Origin of the sequence: Micromonospora sp. NPDC050200, from assembly GCF_040656135.1 — a bacterium.
Taxonomy (GTDB): domain Bacteria; phylum Actinomycetota; class Actinomycetes; order Mycobacteriales; family Micromonosporaceae; genus Micromonospora.
Map to the genome: position 1 here is coordinate 1 of NZ_JBFALG010000006.1, position 14,276 is coordinate 14,276.

Annotated in this window: 15 protein-coding genes; 10 read left to right on the top strand and 5 right to left on the bottom strand. The window is 72.3% G+C overall.

What is annotated here, in order from left to right:
• Positions 1-350: 350 nt before the first annotated feature.
• Together AB0I41_RS06265 and AB0I41_RS06270 are read left to right on the top strand one after the other, a co-directional pair.
• Positions 351-557, top strand: coding sequence for a hypothetical protein (locus tag AB0I41_RS06265; protein WP_357102449.1), 207 nt, complete (start codon positions 351-353; stop codon positions 555-557).
• Positions 558-776: 219 nt separating this feature from the next.
• Positions 777-2,603 (top strand): AMP-binding protein, encoded by a 1,827-nt coding sequence (locus AB0I41_RS06270; RefSeq protein ID WP_357102451.1) that lies wholly within the window; start codon positions 777-779, stop codon positions 2,601-2,603.
• Between the two features lie 65 nt (positions 2,604-2,668).
• Here the strand turns inward: AB0I41_RS06270 and AB0I41_RS06275 are convergent, their stop codons facing one another.
• Entirely contained in the window at positions 2,669-4,210 is a 1,542-nt protein-coding gene (locus AB0I41_RS06275; protein WP_357102453.1) for a ricin-type beta-trefoil lectin domain protein, read from the bottom strand.
• A gap of 302 nt (positions 4,211-4,512) precedes the next feature.
• Here AB0I41_RS06275 and AB0I41_RS06280 point away from each other — a divergent pair, with 302 nt between their 5' ends.
• The 5 genes from AB0I41_RS06280 to AB0I41_RS06300 all read left to right on the top strand — a co-directional run bounded on the left by AB0I41_RS06280 (position 4,513) and on the right by AB0I41_RS06300 (position 7,384).
• Positions 4,513-4,650, top strand: coding sequence for a hypothetical protein (locus AB0I41_RS06280; RefSeq protein WP_357102455.1), 138 nt, complete (start codon positions 4,513-4,515; stop codon positions 4,648-4,650).
• The gene (locus AB0I41_RS06285; RefSeq protein ID WP_357102457.1) at positions 4,647-5,108 is read left to right on the top strand and encodes a deaminase; all 462 of its coding nucleotides are present in this window, start codon (positions 4,647-4,649) and stop codon (positions 5,106-5,108) included. The genes AB0I41_RS06280 and AB0I41_RS06285 overlap by 4 nt, the downstream gene beginning before the upstream one ends.
• Positions 5,089-6,117 carry an NAD(P)-dependent oxidoreductase gene (locus AB0I41_RS06290; RefSeq protein ID WP_357102459.1) on the top strand — a complete coding sequence of 343 codons (1,029 nt, stop codon included), beginning with the start codon at positions 5,089-5,091 and terminating at the stop codon, positions 6,115-6,117. The genes AB0I41_RS06285 and AB0I41_RS06290 overlap by 20 nt, the downstream gene beginning before the upstream one ends.
• A gap of 126 nt (positions 6,118-6,243) precedes the next feature.
• Positions 6,244-6,990 carry an ABC transporter permease gene (locus AB0I41_RS06295; RefSeq protein ID WP_357102461.1) on the top strand — a complete coding sequence of 249 codons (747 nt, stop codon included), beginning with the start codon at positions 6,244-6,246 and terminating at the stop codon, positions 6,988-6,990.
• Between the two features lie 271 nt (positions 6,991-7,261).
• Positions 7,262-7,384, top strand: a complete 123-nt coding sequence (locus AB0I41_RS06300) for a 50S ribosomal protein L36 (RefSeq protein WP_357102463.1) — start codon at positions 7,262-7,264, stop codon at positions 7,382-7,384.
• A 153-nt stretch (positions 7,385-7,537) separates the two neighbouring features.
• Here AB0I41_RS06300 and AB0I41_RS06305 read toward each other — a convergent pair whose 3' ends face one another.
• From AB0I41_RS06305 to AB0I41_RS06315, 3 genes are all read right to left on the bottom strand, one after another.
• Entirely contained in the window at positions 7,538-7,696 is a 159-nt protein-coding gene (locus AB0I41_RS06305) for a hypothetical protein (RefSeq protein ID WP_357102465.1), read from the bottom strand.
• Positions 7,697-7,835: 139 nt separating this feature from the next.
• The gene (locus AB0I41_RS06310; protein ID WP_357102467.1) at positions 7,836-8,936 is read right to left on the bottom strand and encodes an L-dopachrome tautomerase-related protein; all 1,101 of its coding nucleotides are present in this window, start codon (positions 8,934-8,936) and stop codon (positions 7,836-7,838) included.
• 334 nt (positions 8,937-9,270) lie between these two features.
• Positions 9,271-10,128: an SDR family oxidoreductase gene (locus tag AB0I41_RS06315; protein WP_357102469.1), complete on the bottom strand. Its 858-nt coding sequence runs from the start codon at positions 10,126-10,128 to the stop codon at positions 9,271-9,273.
• Positions 10,129-10,242: 114 nt separating this feature from the next.
• Between AB0I41_RS06315 and AB0I41_RS06320 the strand changes: the two genes are divergently transcribed.
• Both AB0I41_RS06320 and AB0I41_RS06325 read left to right on the top strand, forming a co-directional pair.
• Positions 10,243-10,683 (top strand): helix-turn-helix domain-containing protein, encoded by a 441-nt coding sequence (locus AB0I41_RS06320; RefSeq protein ID WP_357102471.1) that lies wholly within the window; start codon positions 10,243-10,245, stop codon positions 10,681-10,683.
• 43 nt (positions 10,684-10,726) lie between these two features.
• Entirely contained in the window at positions 10,727-11,068 is a 342-nt protein-coding gene (locus tag AB0I41_RS06325; protein ID WP_357102473.1) for an MmcQ/YjbR family DNA-binding protein, read from the top strand.
• A 192-nt stretch (positions 11,069-11,260) separates the two neighbouring features.
• On the opposite strand, the gene AB0I41_RS06330 is transcribed toward AB0I41_RS06325, so the two are convergent.
• On the bottom strand, positions 11,261-12,838 hold the full coding sequence (locus tag AB0I41_RS06330) for a Na+/H+ antiporter (protein WP_357102475.1): 1,578 nt from the start codon (positions 12,836-12,838) through the stop codon (positions 11,261-11,263).
• Between the two features lie 504 nt (positions 12,839-13,342).
• On the opposite strand from AB0I41_RS06330, the gene AB0I41_RS06335 reads away from it, so the two are divergent.
• Complete coding sequence (locus AB0I41_RS06335) at positions 13,343-14,191, top strand: mycofactocin-coupled SDR family oxidoreductase (RefSeq protein WP_357102478.1); 849 nt, start codon at positions 13,343-13,345, stop codon at positions 14,189-14,191.
• The last annotated feature ends 85 nt before the right edge of the window (positions 14,192-14,276 follow it).

Here is a 14,276-nt window from a genome sequence, read left to right on the forward strand (position 1 = left end):
GGTTGAACCTGCTCCCTCGCGGCCGCTCACCGGCGGGTGGGCCGGGGCGCGCATCACAGGTGGGGCAGCCCGACGCGTCGGGCTGCCCCACCTGCACGTCTGGATGATCAGTGGTCCCGCCGGGCGGGCGTCGGAAGGCGACGCCCGGCCGTCATACCCCGGGGGCCGCCGTGCGCGACACGGGCCTGGAGACAGAGCCCGGCACGTCCGCGACGACGCGCCGGAGGCACCACGGCGGTGACGTCCCGACGCGTCCCGAATGGGTGAGTTGCTCCGCAACCATCCGCCTCATCCTGGGTGCGGCCATCACGATGACGACAAGACGGGACGTGACAGCGGAGGTGAGCGGCATGAAGCGCCGACGGAGTAGGAAAGGCCCATTGGTGCAGGCGGCGGTGCTGTCGCTGACGGCGGTGGCGACGGCGCTGGTCGTCGTGCTGGCCGGACGTCGCCGCGCCATCGACGACGGTGCGGCTGCGCTGCCCGCTGAGGCCGGCGACGGCGCTTACGCGGCCGGCATGGATGCGCCAACGCTCACCGGCGCCGCGAAACGGTAGCGCCCCGGCGGAGTCCCGCGGCGACGCGGTGCCGCAGTCCATTCGATCACCTCGGTCCATGGGGATCCGAGGCACCGCCCTCCTCTACCCTGCGGCGGCAACCGGTGGGGCAGTTTCGGCGTTCACGGCCGCCGGGGCCGGTGGCGGAGCCACGATGACGCGTACCCGAGACAGCAGCGGGGCCGGGTCGCCGGCCTCGCCGGACAAGGTGGGTGGCGAATGCAGGAGGTGGTGTCCGCGCCGACGGCCACCGAGGGCGGGGTGCCGGGGCTGGCGGAGATGGTGTGGGTCAACGCCCGGCAGGACCCCACCGCGGTGCAGTTCGTGCGCCCGGCTCCGGTTTCCCGGGCGTGGCCGGCGCGCTGGTCCGCGCGGGGCGGTGACCTGCCGGTGACCTGCGAGCAGTTCCGCGACGACGTGCTGGCCCTCGCCCGCGGGTTCATCGCGGCGGGTGTCGGGCCCGGTGACCGGGTGGGCCTGATGAGCCGCACCCGGTACGAGTGGACCCTGATCGATTATGCGCTGTGGGCGATCGGCGCCGTGACGGTGCCCATCTACGACACCTCGAGCAGCGAACAGCTTCAGTGGATACTGGCCGACTGCGGGGCGGTCGGGTGCGTGGTCGAGACGGCGGGGCACGCGGAGCTGCTCGCCGGGGTACGGGACGGCCTGGCGGGGTTGCGTCAGGCGTGGCAGATCGACGCCGGCGATCTGATCGCGCTCGCCGGCCAGGGACGCGGCGTCGACCAGGCGCAGGTCGACGAGCGCCGGACAAGCGTGTCCGGCGGGGACGTCGCGACGATCGTCTACACCAGCGGCACGACCGGCCGACCGAAGGGCTGCGTGCTGACCCACCGCAACCTGTACTGCGACGTCACGGCCGCCACGTCGGTGTTGCCCGAGCTGCTGCATCCGGGGGCCTCGACGGTGTTGTTCCTGCCGTTGGCGCACGCCTTCGCCCGGCTCATCCAGGTCGGGATGGTGCAGGTCCGGGCGACCATGGTGCACAGCGTCGACACCACCAGCATGCGTGACCAGCTGCGCACCCACCGGCCGACATTCATCCTGGCGGTGCCGCGGGTGTTCGAGAAGATGCACATCCGGGCTCGGCAGGAGGCGGACGGGGCACGGCGCGGCAGGGTGTTCGCACTCGCCGACCGGGTCGCGGTGCGCTACAGCCGCGCCCTGGACGGCCGAGGTCCCGGCGTGACGCTACGGCTGGCCCGGCTGGTCTTCGACGCCCTGGTCTACCGGAAGGTGCGGGCCGCGCTCGGCGGCCGCTGCCGCCTCGCGATCGTCGGGGGAGCGCCGCTGGGGGAGCGGCTCGGGCATTTCTTCCGCGGCGCCGGCGTCACCATCCTGGAGGGATACGGCCTGACCGAGACCTCACCGGCCCTGTCGCTGAACCTGCCCTCGGCGATCCGGATCGGCACCGTCGGCCGGCCGCTGCCCGGGGTGCAGGTCCGCATCGCCGGCGGGGAGGTCCTCGCCCGCGGCGACGTCGTCTTCCCCGGGTACTGGAACAACGCCGACGCCACCCGCGCCGCGTTCACCCGCGACGGGTGGCTGCGTACCGGCGACCTCGGCAGCCTCGACGAGGACGGCTTCCTGCGCATCACCGGCCGCAAGAAGGAGATCATCGTGACCGCGGCGGGCCAGAACGTCGCCCCCACGGCCATCGAGGAGACCATCCGCGCCGACCCGCTGATCAGCCAGTGCATGCTCGTGGGCGACGGCCGGCCCTACATCAGCGCCCTGGTCACCATCGACCCTCAGGCGTGGGCGCGGTGGCGCGCCAGCCACGGCCACCCGAGCGCGGACGTGGCTGACCTGCGAGACAACCCCGAGCTTCGAGAGGAGGTCCAGGCTGTGGTCGACCGGGCCAACCAGACGGTGTCCAGGGCGGAACAGGTCAAGGCCTTCCGTATCCTGCCCCGCGACCTCACCGAAGCCGAAGGAGAACTCACTCCCACCCTGAAGATCAGACGCGACGTCGTCCACACGCACCACGCCGCCGACATCGACGCGCTGTACCGCGGCCACTAGGGCGCCCGCCGGCCGCGGAATGCGGCCGGCGGGCGACACGTCTTTCAGATCACGCCGGGTACGGGTCAGCCGCGCCGCCACTTCTGGTTGGCCGTGCCGGCGCACTCCCAGAGCTGAAGGGCGGCCCCGTCATTGCCGTTCCAGTCCTTGATGTCGACGCACTTGTTCGCCTGCGGGTTCACCAGGTCACCGGCGCCGCTCAGCACGAACTGCTGCGCGGCATTGCCGGAGCAGTTGACGATCTGGATGGCGGCGCCGTTCGCGGTGGAGCCCCACGCCACGTCCATGCACTTGTTGTTGGACGTCTGCAGGGTGCCGTTCACGAAGGTCCACCGCTGGGCGGCGCTGTTGTTGCAGGTGTACATCTGCAACTGCTTGCCGTCGGAGAAGTCGCTGCCGGGCACGTCGATGCACTTGTTGTTCCAGTTGCTGATGATCGCGCCGCCACCGCCACCGGACGTGGTCAGGGTCAGGCCGTACGTCTGGAGGATCTCGTTGACCGGCTGGAACCACATCGTGCCGCCCGACGAGCAGTTGCCGGTGCCGCCCGACGTCACACCCTGGGCCTGGTTGCCGGAGATCCACGAACCGCCCGAGTCGCCGGGTTCGGCGCACGCGTTGCTGCGGGACAGGCCGGAGACCGCGCCCTGCGAGTACACGATGGTCTCGTCGCGGCCCAGCAGGGTGCCGCAGCGCCAGCCGGTGGTCCGTCCGGAGCGGCAGATCGAGCTGCCGACCGGAACGTCCTGGGACCCGGCCACGACGACGTTGCCGCCCGCGTAGTTGTTGACCCACGGCTGCGGCGTCCAACTGCCGTTGGTCCGGATCCACGAGTAGTCGTTGCCGGGGAACGACGATCCGGCGAAGGTGCCCTGCCCGACGTTGTTGTAGCCGAGCGTCGGGCTGCCCGTGCCACCGCAGTGGCCGGCGCTGACGAAGCCGCCGGAGACCGCGAAGCCGACCGAGCAGAGCGTGTTGCCGTTGATGACGTACTGGTCGCCGCCGCGGATGTCGTACATCGGCTTCGGTGCCTCGGTGCTGGCGACCACGGAGACCGTACCCGCGCCGCTGTCCCTGGCGAACGTGCTGGCCGCCGCCTCGGCGCCGGGCTCGGCCAGCACGACCACGCTGTTGGTGACGACGTCGACGTACCAGCCGCGGACCGCGCTGCGGGTGGCGTCGGCGGCGTGCGCGTCGAGCGTCCGGCGCGACCTGGTCAGGTCGGCCTCGCTGCGCTTGACCACCGTGGCGTCGGCGCCCGCCGCCCGTACCTTCGCGGCCGCGGCCGGGTCGGTCACCGCGACCGTGAGCCGGCTGGCGCCGGACGGGATCCACGCGCCGGCGAAGACCGCACCGAGCTCGCCGCGCAGCCGCCGTTCGGTCACCGCCGCGGCGGCCTCGGTGCGTAGCCGGGTGGCGATCTGCTGGTCGTCGAGCTTGAGGTCGCGGCGCAACGCGGCGAGCACGCCGGGCGCCATGTCGATCGAGGGAGTGGCGGTGGGTGCCGCCGACGCGGGTTTCTCGGCAGCGAAGCTGACGAGCGGCGACGCGCCGACCGCGGCGAGTGCCACCGCGGCGACGACGAGCGCCTTGACTGGACGGATCATCCGAGTTCCTTTCACACACGTCAGTGCCGTCCCGAGGGGGTGCGGGACGCGGCGCTGTCGATACCGGCGGAGGAGTGCAGAGAGCGCTCTCTCAATCGGAGTGTGTCTATGGTCCGGCGTACTGTCAAGGTTCTTTAGAGAAGTGTCCGGTGTCGCCCTTGTCGCCGCGCTGCGGGCGAATCCGGAAGCGGGGCTGCGGTGGTCGGCTCGGGGTTGCCTCCGGAGCCCGACCCGCTTGCGACGGTCAGACCTGGTACGTGCGTGAGAAGATCATCACCACCGACCCGAAGGCGTCAGAGTGAGTGAGCGACCCTCCGTACTGGTCGGTGACCGTCGGCTTCCCTGGCACCGGACACCGGGCCCGCCCGGCCGAGGTACGCGAGATGGGGGACGTGATGCTGTTGCGGGATGCGTTGTCGGATCGGTTCGGCACGACATGACCGAGCCGCTGTCCGTCGACCGCCGTTGGCTCAGGGACGCGATCGACCTCTCCCGGCGGTGCCCGCCGAAGCCGACCGCGTACGCGGTCGGTGCGATCCTGGTCGGGCGCGACGGGGCCGAGCTGGCCCGAGGGTACTCCCGGGAGACCGACCCCCACGGGCATGCCGAGGAGTCTGCGCTGGTCAAGCTCCAGGGAACCGGGATCGACCTGTCCGCGGCGACGATCTACAGCTCCCTGGAGCCCTGCAGCGTCCGTAGCCACCGGTCGCCCACCTGCACGGAGCTGATCCTGGCCGCGGGTATCCGTCGGGTCGTGCTGGCGATGCGGGAACCGCCGATCTTCGTTGACTGCCAGGGGGTCGAGCTGCTCGATGCGGCGGACGTCGAGGTGGTCGAGATGCCCGATCTCGCGGACCAGGTACGCGTGATCAACGCGCATGTCATGGGACTGTCATGACACCTGGCGTGAGGCTCGCGGCGCTTCCACGGCGCCGTACCCCCCGTCAGCTCCCGGTCCACTGGTATTCACCTCGTTCCGGTCACCGTCGCCCGGCGCTGACCTACGCTGCCGGAAGGAGCAGCGTCCGGGGGGTCAGATGTCGGAACCACAACGGGTGGCCGTACTCGGGCTCGGCGGGATGGGGCGGCCGATGGCGGCGAACATCCTTCGGGCCGGCCTGTCCACGGTCGTCTGGAACCGCCGCCCCGACCCGGCCCGTCAGCTCGGCGAGCAGGGCGCGGAGGTGGCCGACAACCCGGCGGACGCGGTACGTCGGGCGGACGTGGTGATCACGATGGTGACGGACGCGGACGCCGTCGCCTCCATCGCCGCCGACCAGGGCATGCTGGCCGCCATGGCGGACGGCGCGATCTGGGCTCAGATGAGCACCATCGGGGTCTCGGCCACGGCACGCCTCGCCCGGCTGGTCAGCGAGCAACGCCCCGACGTCGTGCTGCTGGACGCGCCGGTGGCGGGCAGCCGTGGCCCGGCGGAAAAGGGGCAGTTGGTCGTCCTCGCCTCGGGGCCGGAGCAGATCCGGGAACGGATCGCCCCGGTCTTCGACGCCATCGGGCAGCGCACCGTGTGGGTCGGACCGGTCGGGTCCGGATCCCGGATGAAGCTGGCCAACAACCTGCTGCTGGCCTTCATCGCCGAGGGACTGGCCGAGTCGATCGCGCTCGGCCAGGCCCTGGGGCTGGACCACTCGGCCGTGACGGCCGCGATGCAGGGCAGCCCACTGCTCTCGCCCTGGGCCGCCGAGAAACTGCAGCGGATCGCCCGGGACGACTACTCCGCCCAGTATCCGCTCTCGCTCGCGCTCAAGGACGTGAACCTGGCGCTGCTCGAGGTCGACGTCGACCGGTTCGCCGTGGCCAACAGCCTGGCCGCGCAGTGGCAGCGGGCGGTGGAACACGGGCTCGGCAACGAGGACCTCACCGTGATCACCCGCGCCCTCCGGCACTAGTCCCAGAACGCGGAGGGGCCTCCCGGCTCGCCGCCCGTAGCACGCCGGAGTGCCGCCACGGCGCAGGTGACCGCGATCGCAGACAGGTGACGCGCGGACCCGGCGACGTCGCGGCAGACTGACCCGATGTCGTCGACGATGCTGGTGGCCGGCCCGAAGCTGGCGGTGACCCTGGTCGTGCTGACCGCCCTGGCGGCGGCCGTGGCCACCGCCGGACAGCTCGGGCACGGCCGCCAGATCGCGGTCGCCGCCATCCGGGCGGGGGTCCAGCTGGCGGCGGTGTCGCTGCTGATAGCCGCCATCGTGGCATCGCTGTGGGCCACCGTCGGTTTCGTGGTCGTGATGTGCGCGGTCGCGGCGGGCACCTCCGGCCGGCGGATCACCGGTGGGGCGCGCGGTTGGTGGGCCGGTGTGCCGATCGTGGCGGGAAGCCTCTCCGTCGTGGCGGGTCTGCTGCTGGTGGGCCTGGTGCCGCTGCGCGGGATCGCGATCATCCCGGTGGCCGGGATCCTGATCGGCGGGGCGATGACGGCCACCTCGCTGGCCGGCCGGCGGGCCGTGGACGAGTTGACCGGCCGCCGGGGCGAGGTGGAGGCGGCTCTGGCCCTGGGCCTGCTGCCCCGGGACGCGGTGCTGCTGGTCTGCCGCCCCGCGGCCGGTCAGGCGTTGATCCCGGCGCTGGACCAGACCCGCACGGTGGGCCTGGTGACGCTGCCCGGGGCCTTCGTCGGGGTGCTGCTCGGCGGGGCGAGTCCCCTCGCCGCCGGGGTCACCCAACTGTTCGTCCTCGTCGGGCTCCTGGCCGTGGAGGTCGTAGCGGTCGTCCTGACCGTCGAACTGGTGGCCCGTGGGCGGCTGCGTCCAATGCCGTGACCGGTGGCGAGGCGGGTCGAGACAGGGCGGACAACTCCCGTGGCACGAGCCGGGACCGGTACAGCAGGAACTGACCGGCCGCGAACCGAAGCGCTGGTCCGGGGACCGGGCCCGTCGGTGGTGGACGCGGGCGCCGACTCGACGAATGCCCGCTGCCGGCTCGGGTACACCATCTGCGGTATGCCGACGGCCCGCCCTGGTGCCGTCGCCGCCCCGTGCCGGCCGACCGGCTGTCGGTCCACCAGTGGCCACCAGGAAGGGATGGCTTGCGATGAAGGTCAGAAGCTCCCTGCGGGGGTTGAAGAGGAAGGTGAACTCGATCGTGGTTCGCCGCAGAGGCAAGTTGTTCGTGATCAACAAGGCCGACCCGCGCCAGAAGGCGCGGCAGGGCTGAGCGCAGGCCCGGCGTGGTGGGCATGTCCCCGACGGTCGCGTCGAGGCCTGCCGCGCGTCGGGCAGGCCTGCCGGGAGCTCCTGGCCACGATCAGTTGACCTGCGCGACGACGGTGCCGGCACCCGACCTGGGTGCCGGTGCCGTCGCTGACCGTCAGCTCTTGGCCTGGCGCTTGGCCATCTGTGGTTCGACGCCCTTGCCGACCTGGCGCAGGGCTTGGCGGAGCTGCTCCTCGGTCATCTTCGAATTGCCCTCGATGCCCGCGTTGTGGGCTCGCTGGCGCAGTTCGTGCAGTTGCTCGCGGTCAGCCATGTCCAACCTCCCCTGTCCGGTCGGCGCGAGTGGGCCGCGCCGTCGAGTCCGCTGGCTTCCCGGGCCGGCCCATCACAAACAGCCCGGGTGCCCTCAGCGTGGGCGGGAACCCCAGGAGGTAGGACAGGGGCCACCGGGTTCAGCGCAGCAGCACCGGTCCGGCGTCGATCCGGGTCCGCAACAGGGCGTAGGGCTTGCGCCGCAGGTCCTGCCCGCACTGGTACTTCGGCTGGCGGTGCAGCTGGTTGGCGGTGACGTAGAGGTACCCGTCGGCGGCGACGGACATCGTGTCGGGCCACAGCAGCCGCGGATCGTGCACCACTGTCTCGTACTCGCCGTCGGCTCGGCGGCGCAGCACCGCGTTGTGCTCGTACGAGGTGAGGTAGAGCCGGCCGGCGTCGTCGGACTCCAGCCCGTCGGAGCCGGTGCCCTTGTCGCCCTCGTCGACCACCGACGCGGCGACCCGGTCGTCGGAAACGGACGGGTCGGCGAGCGCGTCGGTGGACACGCTGTACCAGCGCCGCGAGGCGAGCGGGCAGTAGTGCAACCGGGCGCCGTCGTGGGAGATTGCGATGCCGTCGGAGCCCGCCGCGATCGGTTTCGGCGGCCCGTCGGCGGGGCGTTCCAGGAGCGGCCGGCCCTCGACCACCGGCCGGAACGTCGCCAGCGGCTCGGCCTTGGTGGACGGGTGGTCGTGCAGCCGCCGCCAGGACGCCCCGGCGGCCAGGTCGACCACGATGATCCCGTTCGGGCCGGAGGCGGAGGAGTCGGTGATGTAGGCGATGCCGGCCTCACCGCGGCGCAGATCGAAGCGCACGTCGTTGAGGTACGTCGTGGGCAGCGCCACGTCGGCCGGGAAGGTGACGACCTGGGCGACGCTGTCGGTGTCGAGGTCCACCCGGACCAGCTTCGGCCCGCCGGGCGAGGCGGGTCGGAACATCGGGCTGCCGGTGTCGAGCACCCAGAGCCGGTCGGCGGGGTCGACCACGATGCTCTGCACCGACACGAACGCCTGCGCGTCGTCGTCGCCGGACGGGCTGTTCCACCGCTGGTCGGGGAAGGGGACCTCCCCGCCGCCGCGCAGTTCCACCACCGTGGCCGGCACCTCGTCACCCCACTTCGGGAAGTTGACGAAGATCCGGCCGGTGTGCGACACGCTGACCCCGGTCGGCACCGGCCCGGTGAAGGCGTGCACGAGTTCCAGCTCGCCGAGCGGCTCGTCGGCCACCGGCCCGGTCACGACGCGCTCCCCGGGTTCGCCGGCATCCGCCCGGCTTCTTCCATCGCGCCGGTGCGCGGGCACCCGTGCACAACGGCCTTCATCGACGTCATCTCCCTCCGGCCGACCGGATGCCGACCTTCCCGCCGCGTACCGCCGCAAACCGGCGGCCGGCCGCGAAATCCGGCGACCCGGCTATCTTGGGACAAAACTCCCGATAGTGTGGCGACGAGGTGGTTCACCCGCCCGATGGGAGTACCAGGGCCGCAACGGCCCCGAGGAGGACGACGGTGGGCGGCGGCGGGCGCCGGTGGCCCGGACGAACCGGGGCGGCGCCCGCCGCCGTCGACGTGGGTCAGCCCTTGAGTGCCGCCGCGACCGCGTCGGCGAGGGCGGTGGTGGGGCGGCCGGCGAGCCGCCGCAGGTCACCGCTGTCGGTGGTCAGCTCGCCGCGGGCGATGCCCAGGTCGCACTGGGCGAGCGTGGCGGCGTACGGCTCGGGCAGGCCGGCGGCGACCAGCAACTTCGTGTACTCCTCGGCCGGCAGGTCGCGGTAGACCACCTTGGTGCCGCTCTGCCGGGAGATCTCGGCAGCGAGTTCGGCCATCGTGAACGGATCGTCGCCGCCCAGTTCGTAGACGGTGTTCTCGTGGCCGTCGCCGACCAGGACGGCGGCGGCAGCGGCGGCGAAGTCGGCGCGGGTGGCGGCGGCGACCCGGCCGTCACCGGCGCTGCCGAGGACCGCGCCGTGCTGGAGCGTGGCGGCGAGGTTGCCGGTGTAGTTCTCGGTGTACCAGCCGTTACGCAGCAGTGCGAACGGCAGTCCGGAGGCCCGGATCAGCTCCTCGGTGGCCTGGTGCTCGGCGGCGAGGGGGAAGGTGGCGGTGTCGGCCTTCAGGATGCTGGTGTACGCGAACAGGCGTACCCCGGCGCGCACGGCGGCGTCGACGACGGCGCGGTGCTGGGCCGCCCGCCGGCCGACCTCGCTGGACGAGACGAGCAGGAGGCGGTCGGCGCCGGCGAATGCCGGATCCAGCGTCTCGGGGCGGTCGTAGTCGGCCTCGCGGACGAGCACGCCCCGCGCGGCCAGGTCGCCGGCCTTCTCCGGACCGCGGACCGCGGCGACGATCTCCTGGGCGGGAACGCCCCGGTCGAGCAGTTCGGCGACGACGAGGCGGCCGAGCAGGCCGGTGGCTCCGGTTACGACGATCATGGTTACTCCTCGGGATGGGTGCGCGCCTTGAAGCATGCACTAACTTTTCGAAAGTGCCAACCCGACGGTGAGTGCGGTGGAGCGGATCGTGTCCAGGCGGGTACCGTCGGAGCCATGACTGCTCCCCTCACCAACCCCGGCGGAGCGGACGCCCCGGACGCCGACGACCAGCTCGTCGCGGACGTCTTCGCCCGCAACTGCGACTCGCGGCGGACGCTGGAGAACATCGCCGGCAAGTGGGGGATCCTGGCGCTGTCCGCGCTGCACGAGGGCGCGTACCGCTTCAACGCGCTGCGCCGCCGCGTCGACGGGGTCAGCGAGAAGATGCTGTCCCAGACGCTGCAGGCGCTGGAGCGGGACGGCCTGGTCCGGCGCGACGTGCAGACCACCATCCCGCCCCACGTCGAGTACAGCCTCACCCCGCTCGGGGCCCGGGTGGCCGAGCGGCTGATCGGGCTGATCGAGCTGGTCGAGGGCGAGCTGGGCACCGTCGTGGCGGCCCAGGCCGAGTACGATCGGGCCGCCGCGGACCGGAAGCGGCGGAAGCCGGCCTGAGGCCGGCCCGGGGAATGTCGGCACCCGCCGCTACGGTCGGGGCATGGTCACCGTCGCCGACGTACGGGCGCTGGCACTGACACTGCCGCGCACCACCGAGCACCTGATCCGCGACCGGGTGAAGTTCCGGGTCGGCGCCATCGTGTACGTCGCGTTCTCCCGCGACGAGACGACGATGGGTTTCGGCTACCCGAAGGAGGAGCGCGACGCGCTCGTCGCCGCCGAGCCGGACGTCTTCTTCCTGCCCGGGGCGTCCGACCTGCGTTTCCACTGGGTCTGCTGCCACCTCGAGCGGCTCGATCACGACCAGATGACCGAGCTGGTGACCGAGGCGTGGCGGATGGTGGTGCCCAAGTTCCTGGCCCGGCAGCGGCTGGGCGACTGACGGCGGTCAGCACCGCTCACGCAGAAAGGCGTAGGCGCGGTCCCGCATCTGCGGGGTGAACACGTGCCCCGCCGACGTCCTCCGGGTCGTGTTCCCCGGCGAACCCGGGCAGCACGACCTCCGAGCAGTTCCGCCACGACGTTCCCACCCGCGTACCCCGCGCCTTCCGCACTGACCCGCCCGGCCGGGACGTCAGTCGTTGATGTCCGGCCCCAGCAGCCGGATCTCCTCGATGTCCATCGCGGCCTGCACCTCCCGCTGCACGGCGTCGTCGATCTCGTTGGTGTCGCGCAGCCGGTTGACCTCGCGGCGCTTGTGTTCGAGCACGCCGAGCCGGAAGCGGCGCTCGAGCTCCCGGGCCCGGGCGTCCTCGTCGGCCGTGTCGGCGGCGAGCACGTCGTCGAGGTGCCGCTGGTAGTCGGAGCGGAGCCGGGCGGCCGCGTCCTGCCCGACGCCGAGCTCGGCGGCGACCTCGGGCAGCGCGGCCAGACCCGCCCGGGTGGCCGCCGTCCGGGCCTGCCGGACCTCGCCCTCCCGCTCCCGGTCGCCCGTGAGGCCCGCCCAGCTGACCACCGCCGGCAGCGTGGTGCCCTGGATCAGCATCGTGAGCACGATGACCATCGCGGTGCAGAAGATGATCAGGTCACGCTCGGCGACGCGCCCGCCCGAGGCGGTCGTCACCGGCACCGCGAGCGCCGCCGCGAGGGACACCGCGCCGCGAAAGCCCGCCCACCCGGCCGCAGTGCTCACCCGCCAACCGTTCTGGTCCTCGCGCTGCGGCGTTCGCCAGTGGACGAGCCGCAGGCCGTACGTGGACAGGTGCACCAACACCATCCGGGTCGCCATCACCACGCCCGTCGCCACCGCCCCGATGGTGAGCGCCTGCGCCGTCGACGTGCTGGTGATGCTCTCCGCCGCCCGGGGGATCTGCATGCCGAGCAGGACGAACAACGAACCGTTGATCAGGAAGGTGGAGAGGTCCCAGAAGGCGTACGCCAGCACCCGGGACCGGGCCCGGATGACCCGCGGCCCGAAGTAGGACAGGACGAGGCCGGCGACCACCACCGCCAGGACGCCGCTGGCATGGACGAGTTCCGCCAGCAGGAAGGCGCCGAACGGGGTCATCACGCTCAGCGCGCCCTCACGCAGCGGGTCGTCGAGGTGTCGACGGATCGCGAGCACGACCGCGCCGGCCAGCAGGCCGGCGGCGACCCCGCCCGCCGCGGAGCCGGCGAACCGGCCGAGCAGGACCGGTGCGGTCGGCCAGGCGCCCCCGGCGATCAGGCCGACGGCGATGGAGAAGAGCACCAGCGCCGTGCCGTCGTTGATCAGGCTCTCCGCGCGCAGCGTCGTCAGGATCCGGCGGGGCATCCGCTTGGCCAGGCCGGCGACCGCTGCGGCGTCGGTCGGCGCGAGCACCGCGCCCAGCACCCAGGCGGCGGCCGGTTCGACGCCGAGCCGCTGCACGACCAGGGACACCGCGATCATCGTGACCGCCACCAGCACCACGGCGAGCAACGCGATCGGCGCCAGGTTCGCCCGGATCTCGCGGATGCTGATGACCAGGCTCTCCCGGTAGAGGATCGCCGGCAGGAAGAGCAGCAGCACCACCTCCGGCTGCAGCACCACGTGGGACAGCGGCGGAAGCAGCGCGAGCAGTGCGCCCATGGTGATCAGCAGGACCGGCGGGGCCACGCTGTAGCGGCCACCGATCGTGGTGCCGACCAGCACCGTGGTGCTCAGGACCACGATCAGGACCAGCGCGCTCACGTCACCCCTCCCGCCGGCCGGCGGTCGGCACGCCACCGCCGCGGGGTGCCGTCCCGGCCGGTTCCGCGCCGACGGCCCGACGCCGCCCGCACTGAGCGGCCCGGGGGCGGCCCGCCGATCGCCGACCACCCCTGAACATCGTGATACGGCGGGCGGCCGGCGCGGGGCGGAACGATCGATCCGGGCCGGGGCGGGGATCGCGGAGGTGGACCCGGGGCGGCGCCGGAGCGGGGCCCGCGCGTACCCGCCGGTCGTCGGCGCGGACGGACCCCGATCACCGGGTCCACCGTGAACCGCTCCGCCGGCCGACCCGCGTCCCTCTGTGCCCCCGGTGGCGGCGTCCTTCAAGGGACCAGTAGGGGTCGGAAGGGGTACTGACCCGTCCCGTACGTGGTTAGCGTCGGCCCCGAGCGGGCCACCGTACGCCAGATTGACCGCCGCACGCGGCGCTGCTCCCGGTCGGTCTCGACTCACTTTCACGCGATCCGGCAGAGGGAGACCCACATGGGGCGGGCGGAGAACAAGGTCGTCGTCATCACGGGCGCGGCCCGTGGTCAGGGGCGCAGCCACGCGGTCCGGCTGGCCGAGGAGGGCGCCGACATCATCGCGATCGACATCTGCAGCGACATCGACTCGGCCGGTTACGGCATGGCCGGGAACGAGGACCTGGAGGAGACGGCGCGCCTGGTCAAGGAGGCCGGCCGTCGGGTGGTGGTCCGGCACGCGGACGTCCGCGACTACGCCGCGCTGCGCTCGGCCATCGACGAGGGAGTCGCCGAGCTGGGGAAGATCGACGTCCTGATCCCGAACGCCGGCATCCTGCCGATGGGGCCGGACCAGCCGGTCAGCGCCTTCACCGGCACCATCGACGTCAACCTCGCCGGTGTGCTGAACACGGTGCACGCCGCGCTGCCGCACTTCAACGAGGGCGTGTCGGTCATCATCGTCGGTTCGATCGCGAGCTTCCTGCCGCCGATGCCCTCCGACATCATGGCGGGCGCCGGGTACGCCGGGTACCGGTTCGCCAAGCACGTCCTGGTCGACTACGTGAAGGCGCTGGCGTTGCAGCTCGCGCCGACGAGCGGGCGGGTCAACTCGGTCCACCCGACCACGGTCGACACCGACATGGCGTTCAACAAGTCGATGTTCCAGACCTACCGGCCGGACCTCGACAACCCCACCGTCGAGGACGTCGCGCCGATCCTGAGCGCCATCCACGCCATGCCGATCTCGCACGTGACCCAGGCCGACGTGACGCACGCCGTGGTCTACCTGGCCTCCGACGAGTCGCGCTACGTCACCGGCAGCCAGATCAAGATCGACGGTGGCGCGCTGGCCATGCAGCACCTCTGACATCGTCCCCCCGTACCCGTACGGCGGGTGAAGGACGGCCGGCGGTCGGGCCGCCGGATGTGGCGCGGCCCGACCGGTGTCCGCA